We start from the raw sequence: 17,489 nt of genomic DNA on the forward strand, positions 1-17,489 counted from the left end.
TCTCCTTTATTTAGCGCCGGGTGAACCTATAAAACCGGCTATATCTTCTACACCAATTTTGCCGAGGGTGTCAACTATCAAATCGGCCTCTTTTAGGGTCTCTGGTTGCTGGCTGTTGGTAACAGCCAGGCACTTCATGCCGGCTTTTTTAGCCGCTTCCACCCCGCCGGGTGCGTCTTCTATAACCAGACACTCCTCCGGTCTGGCACACAGTCTGGCGGCCGAAAGCAAAAATACCTGCGGATTTGGCTTGCCCTTGGTAACATCCTTTTCGCTGATTGTGGCCAGAAAGTAGTCACCTATACCCAGCTTGGTCATAACCAGCTTGATATTAGCCAGCGGTGCCGAAGACGCAATCGCCATCCGGTAGCCGGCCGCTTTCAGGGATTTTAGCAAATCCATTACGCCGGGAAATATTTTTATATCCTGTCCGGCATATTCACGGAACAGGTGTTCCTTGCGGTCAGCCAGAGTGTGGATAATATCCGCCTCTGACTTTTCCCCCAGTACAGAGTAAATTATCATATCATTTCGCAAACCGAAGGTGCGGTAAAAATCTGCTTCGGAAAAAGTGTAACCCATTTCAGTAAAAGTAGTCTGCCATGCCCTGAAATGGAGAGGGGCGGAATCTGCAATCACTCCGTCCATATCCCAGATAACCGCTTTGTTTTGGGAAAGCGGCAGTCCAGTGGGGTGTTTTCGGGGGGATATCTGGGGGCGGCGCAGATAAAGCGGCTGCAGACCGGCAGAATTATCTGTAAGGCCGTCTTCAATCCTCTTTTTAGCCAGCCTTGCCAGCGATACTGCCCTTGAGGGGCGTATATCTGCCGGGGCAAATACTGTTTTTTTGTCCCCAAGCAGGGTTTTGAGTTCGGTCTGGACGGTTTGGCTTATCGGCCCGCAGATAACACAAGGTTCGGTTATTTTAGCGGCTAAATCAGCCAGATTGGTGATATGGGGTTTAATCTCTTCTTTTAAATCTGCTCCGTTTTTAGTATAAGCTCCCGCAGCATATTCCTGCTGTCCCGAAGGCAGCAGTGCCCATACCGTAAGCCCGCTTGCCAGATATGGGTATGCAGCCAGTTCCAGCGTGCCGATACCGCACAGAGGTATATCAAGAGTGTAGGCCAGGCTTTTGGCAGTGCTGAGGCCTATCCTCAGGCCGTTAAAACTGCCCGGCCCGATGGAAACCGCAATGGCGGTGGCATCTTTAAGGCTAAGCCCTGCAGACTCAAGCAGCCAGTCCAGCCGGGGCAACAGCTCCACAGTCTGGTTCTGGTGGCTAAGCCAGTTGTACTGGGCAACTATTTCATTATCTCTAAGTATAGCCAGCCCGGTATCCGGGGTGGCGGTATCAATGGCTATTAAAACCGGCATCCTTTACCCTCTGTGCAATCTCATTTAACAGCTCTTCATAGCGGATACCCCAGGCAGACAGGGTCAGTTTCCGTGTATCATCATCCAGATAGGCTATCTCTATCTGCAGATTTTCCGGGGGCAGCAGCTCATTGGCTTTGTCAGCCCACTCTACCACAGTTACTCCGCTGCCATAAAAATAGTCTTCCAGACCCAGTTCTTCTATCTCTTCACTCAGGTCCAGACGGTATAAATCTATATGGTACAAAGGTAGACGCCCGTACATTTCGCGGGCCAGCACAAACGAAGGACTCAAGGCATTTTCGGTAATATCCAGCCCCTTTGCCAATCCTTGGGTCAGGTTCGTTTTGCCTGCTCCAAGGTTTCCCACCAGGAAGATAATATCCCCGGCTGATGCCAGTTCACCTATTATCTTTCCCAGATCCTGGGTTTGCTGGGTACTGTGACTCACCAGTTCAAGTTGGTTCATTTCGGTTTTTTAAAATGCTCCCAGCCGTTCTTTTCCGGCTGAAGGGCCCTCCCATCTTTATCCACTAGTTTTAGTTCCTCCGGTTTACCCGGAATAATTTCGCCTATGATAGTAACCGGTATATGGCTCTGCACCGATATTTGCTCTATCACCTTGGCAGAGGCGGTAAATAATAGTTCGTAATCTTCACCCCCGTAGAGTGCCATGTTTTGGGCCTGCAAAGGGTAACTGAGGCGCAGGCTGGGATGGAGTGGCAGTTTATCAAGCTCTATTCTGGCACTTACCCGGCTCTGCCTGAGTATATGCCCAAGGTCAGTCACCAGCCCGTCGCTTATATCTATACAGCAATGGACGCCCTCGTTGACCAGTAACCGGGCTTCATTAATACGCGGTTCAGGGCGGTAAAAAGAGCGGTAAAATATCCGGCGGCTTTCATCTGTAACTTCGGTTTGGTTTAAAAGCATATCCAAACCGGCAGCAGCGTTGCCCAGATAACCGGTAACGGCTATTTTTTGTCCTGCCTGAGCGGCATTTCTGGTAAGCAGGCAGGACGGGTTTTCCGCCGAACCCAGCAGGGTAATAGCCAGATTTATAATAGAAGACTGGTTGGTATCCCCGGCTATTATTACAGTCTGGTATTTGTTAGCCAGACTGTACATAGCGTTATAGCAGTCTGTTACGCTGGAAACCAGAGTATCCGGCGGCAGGTCAATATTCACTACGGCATACTGGGGGAGCCCGCCCATGGCGGCAATATCGCTCATGTTTATAGCCAGCGCTTTGTAACCCAGATCTACCCAATTAAGCATGCTTCGGTTGAAATGTACGTTTTCAATCAGGCTGTCTACGGTGACCAGCTGGTATCCCCGGGGGAGAAAAACAGCGGCATCATCACCAATGTCCAGTATCAGGTTTTCACGGGCAGGGGTATTTTCATCAGGCTTTTGGTGCAAAAGAATGTTCAGTCTGTCTATCAGCTGGCATTCGCCTATGTCAGAAACCTTCATAATGCAGAGATTATACCATTTTTTAGCTGATGCCTGCAGTGCCGGAAATAGCCATTTTGTAAAATTTACGGGGCGGTTTCTCAGGTTTGGCTTACGTATGGGTTGCGAAGGGGTTTAACCTTGACAATTAATACATTGAGGAATATGATTGGTCTTTGAAATCGCCATCAATATGGCGTTTTTATTTGGCACTTACTCAAAAAAGCTGAGTTTTGTCATTGTTTAACTCTCCGTTTCAATGACTTCAGATATAGTATACATCTAAATAAATGCTTCAAAAGGTGATAGCTGATGAGTAGTTTGGCCGAAGCGCCTATCCAGGACCCCGGATTTGATTCTGAAGAGGCGCATAAACGTAAACAGTACATGGTTGACTTGTTCGTAGTTCAAGCAAAAAACTATGATTTCCACGATGATGTCTTCGGGCTTTATGCCCACCGTTTCTGGATGCGGACCGTTCTTAAAATAATCGGCAAGTTTATGAAAGGCCGTACCAGCACCAAAATGCTTGATTTGGCCTGCGGCACCGGTTTTGTCACTTTCAATACAGCCCGGAACTTTGAGAATATTGACATAGATTCCTTTGATATCAGCCCGGATATGCTGGCGGTTGCCAAGGAACGCTATGAAAAATATTTCAAGGGGCGCAGTATCAAGTTCTGGCAGGGTGATGCCGAAGTTCCCTTTGGCGAAAATAAATACGACCTGATAACCACCAGTTTTGCTTACCGCAACTTTGCCAACAAAGGGCTGGCTACCGAGAACGTTTTCCGCGCTCTTAAGCCGGGTGGTTTGTTTATTATTCAGGACCTTACCAAACCCGAACACCATCCCATGCGCGGGTTGTATATATTCTATATGAAGTACGTTTTGCCTTTGTTCACCAGCATCTTGGGTACTGAAAAATCAGCTGCCCGCTGGCTTTATAAATCTGCCATGATGATGCCCACTAACGGGCAGATTGCTAAACTGATGGAAAGCAAGGGCTTTGAAAAATGCCAGTACAAGAGTTTGTCACTGGGTATTGCCTGCGTAATCTGGGGCTTTAAACCGGAGAAATCAGAATAAAATGAGCAGTATAAATGTAAGTGTGAAAGACCCCGGCTTCGAGTCTGAAGAGGCTCAGGCCCGCAAGCGTTATATGCTCCAGTTGTTTGGCTTTCAGGCTAAACACTATGACCTGCACGATGACATTATGGGTATGGGTATTCACCGCCGCTGGGGCAAAGAGATGGTTCTGGAGATACTGACTTATACCCGCAACATGCCGCAGGTAAAAATGCTGGACCTTGCTTGCGGTACCGGTTTTGTTACCTTCAATACCCTGCGGTACATGAAAAATGTGGATATAGACGCCTTTGATATTACTCCTGAAATGGTAGAAGTGGCCAAAGGCCGTCTCAAGAAAAATTTTGCGGATCGCAGTGTGAAATTCTGGGTGGGTGATGCCGAAATACCCTACGGAGACGCCAAGTACGATGTTATAGGTACCTGCTTCGCTTTCCGCAATTTTGCCAATAAAAATTTGGCTGCGGCTAATATTTTCAAGGCACTAAAACCGGGTGGTCTGCTGGTTCTGCAAGATATGACCAAACCTGAAAAACAGCCTATGCGAGGTATTTATCTCTTTGCCTTGAAAAATCTGATGCCCGTAATGGCACGGATAATCGGCACGGAAAAAAAGTCTGCCCGTTATCTGGCAAACTCGGTGCTGGCCATGCCCAGCAACGCTGAGATAACTGCCATATTGCAGAATCAGGGTTTTATAAATATCAAATCCCGCTATCAAAGCGGCGGTATGGGTACACTTACAGTGGCCTATAAGCCGGAGAGTTAAAATGGGTAAAGTGGATACACTGGCTTATGACATTGGCAATAACCGTACCCGTCACGTATATATAGGCAGTGGCATACTGGATAGCCTGCCTGGATGTGCCCGTGAATTGAATGCGGACAAGTTTTTTATTATTACCGATTCCAATCTTGAAAATATCCTCAAGGATAAAATCAAGAACTTGCTTGCCGGCGTGGCTGAAACCCATATTTTGGCTTTCCCTGCCGGTGAAGCCTCCAAGACATTGTCTACGCTGGAAGATATCGGCTCCAAAATCCTTGACCTCAGGGCTACCAAGTCCAGCGTTATTGTCTGTCTGGGGGGTGGGGTAGTAGGAAATCTGGGAGGCCTTACCGCAGCTCTCCTTTTCCGTGGTCTGCGCTTTTTCCATATACCTACCACCATGGTTGCCCAGATAGATAGTGCTATTGGTCAAAAACAGGCCGTGAATTACAAAATGGGCAAGAATCTGTTCGGTCAGTATTATGCCCCCGAGTTTGTTTTTATAGACTTTGATTTTCTGCGTACTTTGCCCGAACGCCAGATACGGGCCGGTTTGGCCGAATCTGTAAAACACGGCTTGTGTCAGGAATCCACCTTTTTTGACTATATAGAAGAACATGCCGGTGATTATTCGCCGAAGGTGATAGACTATATTTCCCGCCATACCATAGAGCTTAAACTGGAGCTTCTGAAGATTGACCCCTTTGAGGGCAAGCTTGATCCCCAGCTGGAGCTTGGGCATACCATAGGCCATGCGGTAGAGATTATTAAAAACGGTCAGCTTCTTCACGGTGAATCCATTGCCATTGGCATGGTGGCGGAAGCCGCCCTTTCCTGTGAGATGGGTTATATGAAACCTGAACTGGCCGCCAAAATAGAGCGTATTTTCAAGAAGCTGGGATTGCCGACCCGCATTCCGGCAGATGTTCCTCTGGAGGGCGTGCTGGAAGCCCTTCGCTATGACAACAAACGCCGTACTGCCCGTACAGACTTCTTTCTGCTTGAAGATTTTACCCGTTTCCACAAAGAAAATGGTAAAATAGGTACTAAGGTTTCTGAAGAGGTTTTGAAGAAGGTTCTTGAAAGCGCTTACTAGCGAACGTCCGGGTTTTCAGGACTGGATACAGGCCGCCCGCCTTAAGTTTTTACCTCAGGGTGTAATGCCGGTGGTAATAGCCGGCGCTTTAGCCTTTTCCGAGGGTACCTTTAATGTGGCCAATTTTATAGTGGCTTTTTCAGCTGCTGCAGCTGTCCAGATAGGTCTTACCATGTTCAACGATACCCTTGATTATGTTTATGGTACTGACTGCAAACCCATAGATGCCAAAAACCCTTTCTCCGGAGGGAGCGGGGTATTTACCTGCGGCCTCATAAAACCCCGCCAGTCTCTGATGGTTATCTTTGGGCTGTATCTCTTTGCCCTGATGTGTGCCATTTACATGGCGCTGGACATGGGTTGGGGAGTTATGTGGATTGCCATTATCGGAGCGACTATTTCCATACTCTATTCCGCCAAACCTCTACGTTTGGCCTACCACGGCTTGGGCGAACTTGTGATGCTTCTTGGATACGGACCGGTTCTAACCGCTTGGGGTTATTTTGTCCACACCGGCATGGTTAGCTGGGATGTGCTTCTAATAGGTGTCATACCGGGTTTATGCATGTGGACCATGATACTTATCAATGAGATACCGGATTACGAAGAAGACCGGGCAGCCGGAAAACGTAACCTGACATATCGGTTAGGGCCTAAAAATGCCAAAAATCTGTTTATTATTTCACTGGTAGCTCTGTATGCCTATATACTGGCGCTTGTTTTTAGCGGGGTGATGCCGCCACTCTCTGCCATAGCCTTAGGCGGTATTCCTCTGGCAGTTATGGCCGTCAGGATTGCCCACCGCTATTACGATGACCCCATAAAGGTAGCCATGGCCAATAAATTGATGGTCATAATATATTCGGTCACAACTGCTACGGTGGCCATAGGGATGTTGACATAATGGTAGCGCCCAGTTTTTTTGAAAAAGTTGCCCCGGTATACGAATTTTTAACCCGTATGTTTATGCTGGGCACATTTGAAAGTGCCCGTAACCGTATGCTGAACGAAGATACCTCTGAATTTAGTGTGTTAGACCTTTGCACCGGTACCGGATATATTGCTAACAAGATAGAGGCGAAGCGGATTGTGGGGCTGGACCAGTCTGTTCAGATGATGGCTCTTAATGACCGCACTAAACGCCCCAATAAAACTCTGGTGCGGGGTAATGCTTATCACCTGCCTTTTGAGGATGGGGAGTTTGAGCGTATTTATTGCTCCAGCGCCAGCCATGAATTCAAATTGTTTGGCAAGGTACTGGCAGAATGTTTCCGCACCCTGAAGCCCGGTGGTAAAGTGGCTATTTATGATATTTACCAGCCCAAAAACAAATTTTATTCCCTGATAGTCAATACTATTTACCGTTATCCTGTTGAGCACAATATTATGTGGGTGCATACTCTGGAGGAATGGCGGAAACTTCTAACCGAAGCCGGTTTTGAGGTGGAGGAACTGGAAGCAGTCAGAGGGGTATTTGTATTTGTGCGGGCCGTAAGACCTGCTTAAACAAATAAAGGTTAGATATATATTACAACAGGCTTCTTTGGAGCCTGTTTTGTTTTGTCCTCAATAAAGATAGCCAAAAATGGACAGTGCCCCCTTAACAAATTACGCCCTTATGGTATCATTAGGGATGCGTTATGCGGTGATGGCGGACATACATGCTAATCTGGAGGCTTTAAATGCCGTACTGGAAGATGCCTATAAACGTGACGCTACCGAGATATGGTGTTTGGGAGATATTATAAATTACGGCCCTGACCCGACAGCCTGTCTGGAAATTCTGATGAACCACAAACATTTGGCAGTAGCCGGCAACCATGACCTGGCAGTAGCCGGCAAGATAAACCACTCCCTGTTTGAACTGGAAGCCGCCCGTTGTCTGGCATGGACCAGAAGCCAGTTGTCTTCAGACATGATTGATTACCTGGCTGTATTGCCCGAAATGCTTATCGTGGGTGATTTTAGCTTGGTACATGGCAGTCTCAAACGACCGGTGTGGGATTATATTACTACCCCTCAGCTTGCATCCGAGAATTTCGGTCTTATGCGGACGCCTTATTGTCTGGTGGGGCATACCCATATGCCCTATGTATTTACTACCGGCCAAAACGGGATCTGCCGCGGTATGCCCCTAATGGCAGGGAGTATGCAGCCTCTTCGCCAGACAAATCTTATCATAAATCCCGGCAGTGTCGGCCAGCCCAGAGACGGCAACCCGCAGGCCAGTTATGGTATTTACAATGATGAAGCCCGCACTTTCTGCCTTTACAGGGTAGCTTATAACATTCCTGCTACCCAAAAGAAGATGCAAAAAGCCAAATTACCCCCGTTTTTATCAGCACGATTGAGCAAAGGGCGTTAAATCTTTATAATAGGGGTACATGGAAAAAGATGTGCCTCTGTTAGTTGCCAGCGCCCCCTCGCTTATGGCTCAGGCCAAAGAGATGATGGAGGGCTATACCCTGAAAGCCCGCAAAGGGCTGGGGCAGCATTTTTTGATAAGTCAGGGTGTGCTGAACAAAATACTTGCGGCCGCAGATTTGAAACCGACCGATACGGTTATTGAAGTGGGCCCCGGTCTTGGGGCATTGACTGAAGAACTCCTGAAAAGAGCCGGACAGGTGATAGCGGTAGAGCTGGATGACAAGCTTATAGATGCTCTGACCGAAAAATTTAAAGGCTACCCCAATTTCAGGCTTATCCATTCGGATATACTTAAAACCAGCCCTGAAGAGATATTGGGTCAAGATGTTCCTTACAAGCTGGTAGCCAACCTGCCTTATTACATTACTTCAGCTGTACTCCGCCAGTTTCTGGAAGCAAAACTCAAGCCGGAATCAATGGTGGTCATGGTCCAGAAGGAAGTAGCCAAAAACATAGTTGCCAAAACAGGGGATATGGGGCTTTTGACCCTGAGCGTTCGTTTTTATGGCAACCCTTCACTGGTATCGGTTGTGCCGGGCGGGGCTTTTTATCCCCCTCCGGAAGTAGATTCAGCTATAGTAAAGATTGTTATCCCTCAGACAACCATTATGGAAGGGGTGTCTGAGGTTGATTTTTTCAAACTGGCCAGAGCCGGTTTTGGTACCCGCCGCAAAACACTGCTTAATGCACTTGCACAGGGACTTGGCATATCCAAACCGGTTATATTGTCACTATTAAACGGGGCAGGTATAGACCCTGCCCGCCGGGCAGAGACTTTGAGCATGGAGGAATGGAAAAAGTTATGCCTGGAATATGCGGGCAACCCATGCTGACATTGCTGGCTCCTGCCAAAGTCAACCTTAGTCTGGAAGTGCTATACCGCAGAAAAGACGGATACCATGAATTGCGAAGCATTATCCAGTCTCTAAGCCTGTGTGACCGCCTGTCTTTCAGCCCTTCTAAAACGGTACATATAAGTTCAGACAGCCAGGACTGGCAGGCTGACCTTAGTTTGGTTTCAAAAGCAGTGGAACTGTTTAGTGAAAGATGCGGGCAGAACACAGGGGTAAACCTGAAAATAGCCAAACGTATTCCACTGGTTTCCGGGCTGGGGGGAGACAGTTCGTGTGCGGCGGCTGTTTTGAAAGGACTTAACAAGCTTTGGGGGTGCGGTTATCCCTGCTGGCGTTTGATGGAGATAGGTGCAGAGCTGGGTTCTGACGTGCCGTTTTTTATAATGGGCGGTACGGCCATGATGGAAGGGCGGGGAGAAACAGTAACTCCTCTGCCTACCCTTACTCAAATGTGGGCGGTTTTACTGGTGCCGGCGCTTGATATGCCGGCTGATAAAACTGCTGCCCTTTACCGAAATTTGCGCCCGGATAGCTTTACCAGCGGAGAGATAAGTGACAAGCTGCTGGAAAGTATTTGTCAGGGTAAGCTCAGCCTCAGCCTTTGTTTTAACGCCTTTGAGAAAGTAGCTTTTGAGCTTTTCCCCGAACTGGTCAAATACCGCTGGCAGTTTCTGGAAGCAGGGGCTTACCAGATATCTTTAGCCGGGGCAGGACCGACCCTGTTCACCCTGCTTAAAGATAAAAACACTGCTGAAAAGATATACCATAACCTGTGCCAAAAAGGGCATCAGGCCTATCTGGTGTCCACTTTAGGGCCGCTGGATTGAAAAACCCGGTCGGGGTATTATATAAAGATATACAAATATCAAGGAGGTGTTTTTAATGCCCAGTTCCGAAAATTTGAAATCTGCTTTTGCCGGTGAGAGCCAAGCAAACCGCAAATATCTTTTTTTTGCCGATAAAGCCGAAAAAGAGGGTTTTGCCCATGTAGCCCGTTTATTCAGGGCTGCGGCCGAGGCTGAAACTGTGCATGCCCGAAACCACTTTAACGTCTTAAAAGGAGTGGGAAATACAGCTGCCAATCTGGAAGAGGCGGTTGCGGGTGAGAGTTATGAATTTACCAGTATGTATCCGTCCTTTATAAAAGAAGCCGAAACTGAAGGAAACTCAGCGGCACTGCTTAGCTTTAATCACGCCAACAAGGTAGAAAAAATCCACCACGGTTTGTTTGATGAGGCACTGAAAGAAGTAAAATCCGGTACCCGGGCTGAAGACCAGGTCTATTATGTATGTCAGGTTTGCGGCAATACCGTGCCGGGTGCGGCACCTGCCCGCTGTCCCATATGCGGTGCGCCTGCCTCCAGCTTCAAGTTAGTCTAGCTTAATCTTCTTTATAAAACAGATTGGGGAAGTGATATCACTTCCCCAATCTGTTTTATAAGACTGTTTGGACTAAGGTTAGGCAAGAAAAATATCTTCCGGTTTTACCGCAAACTCTTTCCCGCAGGTACTGCAGCAGAAAAGCACCCGTTCTACCACGTTGTCCTTACGGTCAATGCGGGATACAGTTCCGTCTCCGCCGTCATTGGGGCAGCTGGCACAAATTATATATCTAAAACCGGTTTCGGGGTCACGGGTGGAAACCATACCTTGTGACAGGAGTTTATTGGTTAATGCCAGGTCTTTTTTTATTTGCAATGTCAGCTCCACTTTTTTATTTACCCAATCAGTATATACCCATAAGGTCTGTGAAGATATTTTTATGCCAGATTAACCTCAAGGTTCAGGTTTTTGGTATCTCCTGACCGCAGGTGGGGCAGATATGTTCATGAATTTCTTTTTTATTTTGGAATTCTTCCAGTAATCCGGCAGACAAAATGGCGGTAGGTAATGCAAAAGTGGCCAGCCCCAGTATGGATATTATACTGGTCAGAAGCTTTCCGAGTGCGATAATGGGGTAGATATCACCGTAGCCTACAGTAGTCATGGTCATAACAGCCCACCACATGGAATCAGGTATGTTTTTAAACACTTCCGGCTGGGCAGGGTTTTCCACAAAGTACATCAGGCTGGAAGTAAAGATAATAAGCAGCAGGATAATGGCAAAAGATATTATCAGGGCTTCTCTGCGTTCGCGGAGCACGTTTAGAATCATGCGGGAGGTTTCGTTAAAACGTTTCAAATGTCCCAAACGGAATAACCGTAAAAGCCGCAGGGTTCTCAAGAAACGCAGGTCTACGTGTATAAGGAATGGCAGGTAGAAGGGCAGTATAGCCAGCAAATCCGTCAGTGCCAGCGGAGATACGGCAAAACGTATCCGGCCGGTAAAAGGGTGGGAATACTTTGGTTCAACGGTACAGCTCCAAACCCGTAAAATGTACTCCAGACTGAATACCGCTACTGAAAATATCTCAAAGCCGAAGAGCAGGTCATGATAATCCCGGCCAATAGTATCTACCGAACCAAGTATAACCGCCAGCACATTTAAACAGATGAGGCTGATAATAAACCAGCTGATAAACCGGCGGGGCTGGCTGTCAAAGCCGAAAGTAAGCAGGTTATGAACCTTTTTCATTAGATTATACTTGGTCATCGGCCTGTCTCCGTTTTACATAATCTATTTCGTCTGTTCGGCTGGGAATCTTTCCGTCCAGTTTCAGATTGAGCAGTTCGGCAAGTACTGTCTTGATATCCGGGCCGGGTGCAAAACCCAGTGTGAGCAGGTCTGTTCCTTTTAGACATGGCTTTATGCCTGATAATTCTTCCTGAAAAAGCATCAGGTGTTTTCTGACAATCGGGTTATCGTTAGCGATATTAAATGCCTGTCTGGCCTCTTTTTTACACTTCACCAGTATGCCGTACAATCGGCTGGGACTAAGGTCAACCCTGCCCAGTTCTGCCAGATGTTCAGCTAGGCATTGGTAGTCCCGCAGGCATGCCGAGATATACTTGCTCAGGTGCAGACCGGTTATCAAGGCTTCTGCCTGAGGTTTATCCAGACGTACCGAAAGCAGGCAGAGGTATATTTCGGGAGATACATTTTCGCCGTACATATTTCTGGCTTCGGCAAATTTGTCTGCCGGCCAATTATCAGCCTTTATAAACGGCAGGCTGTTTTTCAGAACACCTGTTTCCTCTGCCTTGAGTAAAATATTCTCAGGTTTGGCTTCCTTAAAAATGCATTCCATTTCATACCGCAACCTGTCGGCACCTATCAAAGGTATCAGCTGGGCGTCACGCTGAAGCAGGGTCAGGGTCTCGCTTGAGATATCGAAGCCAAGGCGCTCTGAATAACGCAAAGCCCGCCAGATGCGGCTGGGGTCATCCCTGAAGCTTTTGGGGTGGAGTACGCTAAGTTTATGCTGTTTAAGGTCTGTAAGCCCGTTGTAGGGGTCTACAAGGCAACCGAAATCTTGGGGGCTCAGGCTTAGGGCCATAGCATTTATTTTGAAGTCACGGCGAAACAAATCTGCCTTGATATCGCCTTCAAGTACCTCAGGCAGTTTACCCGGGTCAGGGTAAAATTCATTTCGGGCAGTGGAAATATCCAGTTTGAAGCCGTTTATATCTGCCGAAAGGTTGTTGAAACGGGGGTGAAGGGTGGCTTTATAATTAAATCCCTCAAGCAGGCCTTGCCCAAACTTTATGGCGTTGGCTGCAAGCACCAGGTCCGCATCTTTCGGGGTTTTATTCAGCAGGAAATCCCGTACCAGCCCGCCCACAAGATAAAGATGCAGGTTTTGGCTGGCGGCAAGTTCAGCTGCATGCAGAATAAGCCGGTTTATTTCCGGTGGCAAGCGGTTTTTTAAAAAACTCTTTAGCTCTTCCGCATTCATTTACGGCCAATTATAGCACAGCTTTCTGTCTGATTTTATTGCCGAGAAGGACAGTTACTGGTATCATTTTAAGTAATTTTATGAATACTCATGCTATAAAGGTTTCCAATCTGGTTAAAAGGTACAAAGACTGCACTGCTCTGGATGGACTAAGTCTGGAAATAGAGCAGGGGGAATGCTTTGGGCTTTTAGGGCCAAACGGGGCGGGTAAAACCACTCTGGTGCGTATACTGACTTCACTTTCGCCTTCAGATTCGGGAAAGGTGGAGGTAATGGGACTTGATCTGTCCCACCATCTGCGGCAGATAAAAGCTATGTTCGGGGTGATACCCCAGCTGGACAATCTGGACGCTGAACTTTCGGTAACCGAAAATCTGGTTACCTTTGCCCGTTTCTTTGACATAAAACCGGCTGATGCCCGCCAGAGAGCAGCTGACATACTGAAACTTTTCAAACTGGAGCAAAAGGCCAATTCCGAGGTAAAAGCCCTTTCAGGCGGTATGCGGCGGCGTTTGCTGCTGGCCCGGGGGCTTATAAATAACCCCAGCATTATTATTCTGGACGAACCCTCGGTGGGTCTTGACCCCCAGTCCAAGTATCTGGTTTGGCAGAAGCTGAAGGAATTTAAAGCCAATGGCATAACCCAGTTACTCACCACCCAGAATATGGACGAAGCGGCTGTGTTGTGTGACCGTATAGCTATAATGCATCAGGGCAAAGTACTGGATATGGATACCCCCAAAGGGCTGGTGGACAGGCATGTAGGCCAGTGTCTTATTGAGATAGAAGTTCGCTCTGGTGAGCATGAGACCATAACAGCTGAATGCATACGCCGCGGGCTGGATTTTGAAGATTCCGGTTTGATTATACAGGTATTCCGCTGCGGTGAAGATAACCTGCTAGATGAACTGAAAGCACTTGGCTGGAATGTATGGCAGCGGATAGGTACTCTGGAAGATGTATTTTTACGCCTGACCGGAAAGGGGCTGGTGGAATGAACTGGCCTACTTACCGTGCCTTTTATATGTGGCTCAGGAACTACAACGTTTTTATCCGTTTGTTCTGGTCTATAGCGCCGGGGTTTGTTATTGAGCCGGTAGTGCTTCTGGTAGCGCTGGGTTTTGGTTTCGGGTCATTTATCGGGGATATAAACGGCCAGCCCTATATGGAGTTTATTATACCGGGTGTTATTGCCAGTTATGCCATGACCAGTGCTACTTTTGAGTGCACATATAACGTCTTTTTCCGTATGGATTACCGGAAAACCTATGATTCCATACTGGCTACCCCTATGAACGTGAGTGATGTTGTTACCGGTGAGGTTTTATGGGGAGCCACCCGTTCCATCATAACAGCCTGCATTATTCTGCTGGTTGCGGCGCTGTTCGGCATTATCCATTCACCGTGGGCACTGCTGGCACCCATATTTGCGGTGCTTGAGGGCATTATGTTTGCCAGTATCGGCATTTTCTTTGCTTCCATCGTACCTTCCATATACAGTTTCAATTATTATTTTACTTTGTTTATCGGTCCCATGACTTTTTTCAGCGGAGCTTTTTTCCCTGTATCCAGCTTTCCGGAAGCGGTTCAGGTTATTTCGAATGTCGTACCCCTTACTCCGGCGGTCAGCCTTATTCGGGGAGCGGTTAGCGGTGACTTTAGCGGGGTAAATGTGGTAATCTCGTTGCTGGCGGTTATAGGGGTATCGGCGGCTTTTTATATAGCCACTCTTTTTAGTATGAAACGCCGGGTTATGGAATAACTCTAATATAAATATGTCCGGTTTTGGATAATTTGCAAAGGAGCCAAAGATGAAGGTAGTTGCCCTGGTGGGCATGCCGGGGGCGGGTAAGACCGAAGCCTCGCGTATGTTCAGTAAAAACGGTTTTATACGGATACGCTTCGGAGATGTTACTGATGAAAAACTCCGCGAGCTGGGTTTGCCCCTGAATGAAGAAAATGAACGCAAGGTGAGGGAATCACTCCGCAAGCAGTACGGTATGGAAGCCTATGCGGTGCTGAACCTTAGCCGTATTGATGAAAACCTGAAAAACGACAATGTGGTAGTAGACGGGCTGTATTCATGGGAAGAGTATAAATTTCTTAAAAGCTACTACAAAGAAAAGCTGATAGTGGTCGCCATATCTTCCTCACCCTCTACCCGTTACTCCCGTTTGTGCGAAAGGGCTGATCGCCCCTTGAACTATGATGATGCTGTTTCCCGTGATTACTCTGAGATAGAAAATATAAACAAGGCCGGGCCGATTGTAATGGCGGATATTACAGTTTTGAACGAACTGGACTTGAAAGACCTTGAAAAGCAAGTAAAGAAACTTGGCCTTGAACTGCGAGCAGACGCATGAGCCGCCCAAATGTAGATGAATACTTTCTTAAGATAGCGGCAGTGGTAGCCGAACGTTCCACCTGTGTCCGCCATCACGTCGGGGCAGTAGCCGTAAGGGACAAACATATTCTTTCCAGCGGTTACAACGGTGCGCCGGCTGGTCTGACGGATTGTCTGGAACTGGGTTGCTTACGTGACCAGAACGGCATTCCTTCGGGTACCCGCCATGAGATTTGCCGGGCGGTGCATGCCGAACAGAATGTTATTATTCAGGCGTCTCTGCATGGCACCAGTCTGGAAGGGGCAACTGTTTATGCCACTCACACCCCTTGCGTGCTGTGTGCCAAAATGCTGACCAATGCCCGTATAAAACGCTATGTCAGTTACGGCAAATACGCGGATGATTCGTTTATAGATATGTTTAAACAGGCGGGTATCGAGGTGGTTATCAAAGATCGTCCTCCGTGTGTAGTGGAATATCTGGACTAAGAAGTATAAAAAGTGGTCAATATTTCAGAATAGTAAAACCGGTATGGCAGTGTTACAATTAATATATACCAATGTGAGTTAAAATATTTGGTAGCAAAAGTAATAGTTAACCCGGTGGCTGGGGCAAGGTCCACCGAACAAAAATGGCCGCATATCAGCAGGCTTATGCGTGATATGGGCTTTTCTTATGATTTTCAATATACTGAAAGCCAGGGGCATGCTATAGAGATTGCCCGTACCGCCGCTCTAAACGGATATCCCTATCTGGTAGCAGTGGGTGGTGACGGTACTATTAACGAAGTAGTCAACGGTATCCTTACCGCCAGCCAAGACCAAAAAACCCTGATGGGAGTGGTGGATACCGGTACCGGCAATGATTTTGTGCGTTCACTGGGTCTTGACGGAAACTATCTTCATTCCTGCCAGCATTTGCTTAGCTCCAAACACACTCAGGTAGATGCCGGCTTGGTGACTTTCCAAAAAGATGGCCGAAAGGTCAGCCGTTTCTTTGTAAACGGGGCAGGGGTGGGGTTTGATGCCGAAGTGGCGGCCGCTACCGAACATATGCCCAAAGCTCTGGGCGGGACTATCCCGTTTGTAATGGCTCTGGCTAAAACTCTGGTTGGCTATCGCAACAAGACCATAGATATTAGGCTGGATACAGATGACTATACCCGCCGTGTTTTAAGCGTAATTGTAGCTAATGGCAGTTATTTCGGGGGTGGCATGAAAATCGCGCCGTCCGCCCTTATTACTGATAGCCGGTTTGATGTAATAACTCTGGGTGATGTAAACAAGCTGGAAATCCTGCAAACCTTCCCCAAGATTTACAAGGGTACTCATATTACCCATCCCAAGGTAAAAACCGAACATGCCCATTTTGTCAGTATTTCCTCCGGAGAGGGGCTGTACCTTCAGGCAGACGGCGAGCTTTTAGGCAAGACTCCGGCTACCTTTGAGGTATTGCCTCAGGCTCTCACCATGGTCTTCTGATTAAAGCCCCTAGTCTATTTGTTCTTTTGCCAGACTCCAGCATTATCCGTTTAATATTCGGCTGTACATCTTAGTTTTTGTTTTCGTTTTGATAAATGCCGCAGTAACCGCCGGTTTCGGCATTAAGCTTGAAAAATACCAGCTGAATCAGGCGGGTGTTTCGTTCCAGTATCAGCCCGGCCGGATTATAAACTACCAGCAAAGACTCGCTTCGGCCGGAGTAGCCTGCATCCCAGACGGCAGTATTGACAGTACAGCCGCTGCGTAAAAGTGATGAGCGTGGGGTGGCCAGTGCCATTACATCTTTGGGGATATTGACTACCTCGTTGTAGACTACAGAGTAAATACCCGGCATCAGTTTTATCTGGTTATTATGGTCAAACTCAAGCGGGTTATTTACAGGCAGTCTACGGCGGGCATTGTCGGTGGGCAAAACACCTTCGCCTTCCAGACTGCGTACCTGTTTCAAACTCAAATCAAACCCGTTTGGCTGAAGCTGGTTTTCCAGATCAGGGTAATCTTCCAGCAGGGGTTTAGCTGACTTTATGAGGCGGAGTATTTCTTCTTTGGCTAGAGCCGACATAGGCGTTTCTCCCACATATTATTTAAGTGAATTTAACACAATACAGTCACTTCGGCAAATTTATTTTGGCGTTAACATAAAAAAGCACTTGACACTGTGCTACTATTTATTGTATACGTATTAAAGCTAGCTTGGTTCCGAGGCGGTTAATTGGGAGTCTGTGTCCATAAACTGCGC

21 protein-coding genes are annotated in these 17,489 nt (G+C 47.5%); 14 read left to right on the forward strand and 7 right to left on the reverse strand.

The genetic code is table 11. From position 1 onward, the window contains the following. Window positions 1–6: 6 nt before the first annotated feature. Genes X794_RS01350 through thiL form a run of 3 tightly spaced genes read right to left on the reverse strand, consistent with a single transcriptional unit; the run spans window position 7 to window position 2,853 of the window. The gene (locus X794_RS01350) at window positions 7–1,377 is read right to left on the reverse strand and encodes a bifunctional tRNA (adenosine(37)-N6)-threonylcarbamoyltransferase complex dimerization subunit type 1 TsaB/HAD family hydrolase (protein ID WP_034376727.1); all 1,371 of its coding nucleotides are present in this window, start codon (window positions 1,375–1,377) and stop codon (window positions 7–9) included. Then, on the reverse strand, window positions 1,355–1,846 hold the full coding sequence (tsaE, locus tag X794_RS01355; protein ID WP_011928821.1) for a tRNA (adenosine(37)-N6)-threonylcarbamoyltransferase complex ATPase subunit type 1 TsaE: 492 nt from the start codon (window positions 1,844–1,846) through the stop codon (window positions 1,355–1,357). The genes X794_RS01350 and tsaE overlap by 23 nt, the downstream gene beginning before the upstream one ends. Then, window positions 1,843–2,853, reverse strand: coding sequence for a thiamine-phosphate kinase (gene thiL / locus X794_RS01360; protein WP_034376726.1), 1,011 nt, complete (start codon window positions 2,851–2,853; stop codon window positions 1,843–1,845). Before thiL ends, tsaE begins: the two co-directional genes overlap by 4 nt. Before the next feature lie 291 nt (window positions 2,854–3,144). Here thiL and X794_RS01365 point away from each other — a divergent pair, with 291 nt between their 5' ends. The 9 genes from X794_RS01365 to X794_RS01405 all read left to right on the forward strand — a co-directional run bounded on the left by X794_RS01365 (window position 3,145) and on the right by X794_RS01405 (window position 10,447). Beyond that, a complete protein-coding gene (locus X794_RS01365) occupies window positions 3,145–3,921 on the forward strand; it encodes a ubiquinone/menaquinone biosynthesis methyltransferase (RefSeq protein ID WP_011308920.1) in 777 nt (258 codons plus the stop codon). A gap of 1 nt (window position 3,922) precedes the next feature. Next, the gene (locus tag X794_RS01370; protein ID WP_011308921.1) at window positions 3,923–4,690 is read left to right on the forward strand and encodes a class I SAM-dependent methyltransferase; all 768 of its coding nucleotides are present in this window, start codon (window positions 3,923–3,925) and stop codon (window positions 4,688–4,690) included. 1 nt (window position 4,691) lies between these two features. Continuing rightward, window positions 4,692–5,786, forward strand: a complete 1,095-nt coding sequence (locus tag X794_RS01375) for an iron-containing alcohol dehydrogenase (RefSeq protein WP_034376725.1) — start codon at window positions 4,692–4,694, stop codon at window positions 5,784–5,786. Continuing rightward, window positions 5,770–6,690 (forward strand): prenyltransferase, encoded by a 921-nt coding sequence (locus X794_RS01380; protein ID WP_012984173.1) that lies wholly within the window; start codon window positions 5,770–5,772, stop codon window positions 6,688–6,690. Before X794_RS01375 ends, X794_RS01380 begins: the two co-directional genes overlap by 17 nt. After that, on the forward strand, window positions 6,690–7,292 hold the full coding sequence (locus tag X794_RS01385; protein WP_011308924.1) for a class I SAM-dependent methyltransferase: 603 nt from the start codon (window positions 6,690–6,692) through the stop codon (window positions 7,290–7,292). The genes X794_RS01380 and X794_RS01385 overlap by 1 nt, the downstream gene beginning before the upstream one ends. A gap of 127 nt (window positions 7,293–7,419) precedes the next feature. After that, window positions 7,420–8,151: a metallophosphoesterase family protein gene (locus tag X794_RS01390; protein WP_011308925.1), complete on the forward strand. Its 732-nt coding sequence runs from the start codon at window positions 7,420–7,422 to the stop codon at window positions 8,149–8,151. A gap of 19 nt (window positions 8,152–8,170) precedes the next feature. Then, entirely contained in the window at window positions 8,171–9,046 is an 876-nt protein-coding gene (gene rsmA, locus X794_RS01395) for a 16S rRNA (adenine(1518)-N(6)/adenine(1519)-N(6))-dimethyltransferase RsmA (RefSeq protein WP_011308926.1), read from the forward strand. Then, the gene (gene ispE / locus X794_RS01400) at window positions 9,040–9,894 is read left to right on the forward strand and encodes a 4-(cytidine 5'-diphospho)-2-C-methyl-D-erythritol kinase (protein WP_011308927.1); all 855 of its coding nucleotides are present in this window, start codon (window positions 9,040–9,042) and stop codon (window positions 9,892–9,894) included. Before rsmA ends, ispE begins: the two co-directional genes overlap by 7 nt. A gap of 55 nt (window positions 9,895–9,949) precedes the next feature. Continuing rightward, complete coding sequence (locus tag X794_RS01405; protein WP_034376723.1) at window positions 9,950–10,447, forward strand: rubrerythrin family protein; 498 nt, start codon at window positions 9,950–9,952, stop codon at window positions 10,445–10,447. Window positions 10,448–10,525: 78 nt separating this feature from the next. Here X794_RS01405 and X794_RS01410 read toward each other — a convergent pair whose 3' ends face one another. The 3 genes from X794_RS01410 to X794_RS01420 form a co-directional block, all read right to left on the reverse strand. Next, window positions 10,526–10,765, reverse strand: coding sequence for a hypothetical protein (locus X794_RS01410; protein ID WP_011308929.1), 240 nt, complete (start codon window positions 10,763–10,765; stop codon window positions 10,526–10,528). An 85-nt stretch (window positions 10,766–10,850) separates the two neighbouring features. Continuing rightward, window positions 10,851–11,660, reverse strand: a complete 810-nt coding sequence (locus X794_RS01415) for a potassium channel family protein (RefSeq protein ID WP_034376721.1) — start codon at window positions 11,658–11,660, stop codon at window positions 10,851–10,853. After that, window positions 11,647–12,903: a CCA tRNA nucleotidyltransferase gene (locus X794_RS01420; protein ID WP_011308931.1), complete on the reverse strand. Its 1,257-nt coding sequence runs from the start codon at window positions 12,901–12,903 to the stop codon at window positions 11,647–11,649. The genes X794_RS01415 and X794_RS01420 overlap by 14 nt, the downstream gene beginning before the upstream one ends. A gap of 80 nt (window positions 12,904–12,983) precedes the next feature. Here X794_RS01420 and X794_RS01425 point away from each other — a divergent pair, with 80 nt between their 5' ends. From X794_RS01425 to X794_RS01445, 5 genes are all read left to right on the forward strand, one after another. Continuing rightward, on the forward strand, window positions 12,984–13,901 hold the full coding sequence (locus tag X794_RS01425; RefSeq protein ID WP_011308932.1) for an ABC transporter ATP-binding protein: 918 nt from the start codon (window positions 12,984–12,986) through the stop codon (window positions 13,899–13,901). Continuing rightward, window positions 13,898–14,665 carry an ABC transporter permease gene (locus X794_RS01430; protein WP_011308933.1) on the forward strand — a complete coding sequence of 256 codons (768 nt, stop codon included), beginning with the start codon at window positions 13,898–13,900 and terminating at the stop codon, window positions 14,663–14,665. The genes X794_RS01425 and X794_RS01430 overlap by 4 nt, the downstream gene beginning before the upstream one ends. Window positions 14,666–14,714: 49 nt before the next feature. After that, window positions 14,715–15,266, forward strand: a complete 552-nt coding sequence (locus tag X794_RS01435; RefSeq protein ID WP_011308934.1) for an AAA family ATPase — start codon at window positions 14,715–14,717, stop codon at window positions 15,264–15,266. After that, window positions 15,263–15,736, forward strand: a complete 474-nt coding sequence (locus X794_RS01440) for a deoxycytidylate deaminase (RefSeq protein WP_011308935.1) — start codon at window positions 15,263–15,265, stop codon at window positions 15,734–15,736. Before X794_RS01435 ends, X794_RS01440 begins: the two co-directional genes overlap by 4 nt. A gap of 87 nt (window positions 15,737–15,823) precedes the next feature. Beyond that, on the forward strand, window positions 15,824–16,729 hold the full coding sequence (locus X794_RS01445; RefSeq protein ID WP_011928834.1) for a diacylglycerol/lipid kinase family protein: 906 nt from the start codon (window positions 15,824–15,826) through the stop codon (window positions 16,727–16,729). A 70-nt stretch (window positions 16,730–16,799) separates the two neighbouring features. On the opposite strand, the gene X794_RS01450 is transcribed toward X794_RS01445, so the two are convergent. Then, the gene (locus tag X794_RS01450; protein ID WP_011928835.1) at window positions 16,800–17,312 is read right to left on the reverse strand and encodes a deoxyuridine 5'-triphosphate nucleotidohydrolase; all 513 of its coding nucleotides are present in this window, start codon (window positions 17,310–17,312) and stop codon (window positions 16,800–16,802) included. Window positions 17,313–17,489: the final 177 nt, after the last annotated feature.

Source organism: Dehalococcoides mccartyi CG5 (assembly GCF_000830885.1).
Classification (GTDB): domain Bacteria; phylum Chloroflexota; class Dehalococcoidia; order Dehalococcoidales; family Dehalococcoidaceae; genus Dehalococcoides; species Dehalococcoides mccartyi_B.

Coding starts and splice junctions, on each gene's coding strand:
- X794_RS01350 (WP_034376727.1), bottom strand. CDS start 1,377: ATGCCGGTTTTAATAGCCATTGATACCGCCACCCCGGATACCGGGCTG.
- tsaE (WP_011928821.1), bottom strand. CDS start 1,846: ATGAACCAACTTGAACTGGTGAGTCACAGTACCCAGCAAACCCAGGAT.
- thiL (WP_034376726.1), bottom strand. CDS start 2,853: ATGAAGGTTTCTGACATAGGCGAATGCCAGCTGATAGACAGACTGAAC.
- X794_RS01365 (WP_011308920.1), top strand. CDS start 3,145: ATGAGTAGTTTGGCCGAAGCGCCTATCCAGGACCCCGGATTTGATTCT.
- X794_RS01370 (WP_011308921.1), top strand. CDS start 3,923: ATGAGCAGTATAAATGTAAGTGTGAAAGACCCCGGCTTCGAGTCTGAA.
- X794_RS01375 (WP_034376725.1), top strand. CDS start 4,692: ATGGGTAAAGTGGATACACTGGCTTATGACATTGGCAATAACCGTACC.
- X794_RS01385 (WP_011308924.1), top strand. CDS start 6,690: ATGGTAGCGCCCAGTTTTTTTGAAAAAGTTGCCCCGGTATACGAATTT.
- X794_RS01390 (WP_011308925.1), top strand. CDS start 7,420: ATGCGTTATGCGGTGATGGCGGACATACATGCTAATCTGGAGGCTTTA.
- rsmA (WP_011308926.1), top strand. CDS start 8,171: ATGGAAAAAGATGTGCCTCTGTTAGTTGCCAGCGCCCCCTCGCTTATG.
- ispE (WP_011308927.1), top strand. CDS start 9,040: ATGCTGACATTGCTGGCTCCTGCCAAAGTCAACCTTAGTCTGGAAGTG.
- X794_RS01405 (WP_034376723.1), top strand. CDS start 9,950: ATGCCCAGTTCCGAAAATTTGAAATCTGCTTTTGCCGGTGAGAGCCAA.
- X794_RS01415 (WP_034376721.1), bottom strand. CDS start 11,660: ATGACCAAGTATAATCTAATGAAAAAGGTTCATAACCTGCTTACTTTC.
- X794_RS01420 (WP_011308931.1), bottom strand. CDS start 12,903: ATGAATGCGGAAGAGCTAAAGAGTTTTTTAAAAAACCGCTTGCCACCG.
- X794_RS01425 (WP_011308932.1), top strand. CDS start 12,984: ATGAATACTCATGCTATAAAGGTTTCCAATCTGGTTAAAAGGTACAAA.
- X794_RS01430 (WP_011308933.1), top strand. CDS start 13,898: ATGAACTGGCCTACTTACCGTGCCTTTTATATGTGGCTCAGGAACTAC.
- X794_RS01435 (WP_011308934.1), top strand. CDS start 14,715: ATGAAGGTAGTTGCCCTGGTGGGCATGCCGGGGGCGGGTAAGACCGAA.
- X794_RS01440 (WP_011308935.1), top strand. CDS start 15,263: ATGAGCCGCCCAAATGTAGATGAATACTTTCTTAAGATAGCGGCAGTG.
- X794_RS01450 (WP_011928835.1), bottom strand. CDS start 17,312: ATGTCGGCTCTAGCCAAAGAAGAAATACTCCGCCTCATAAAGTCAGCT.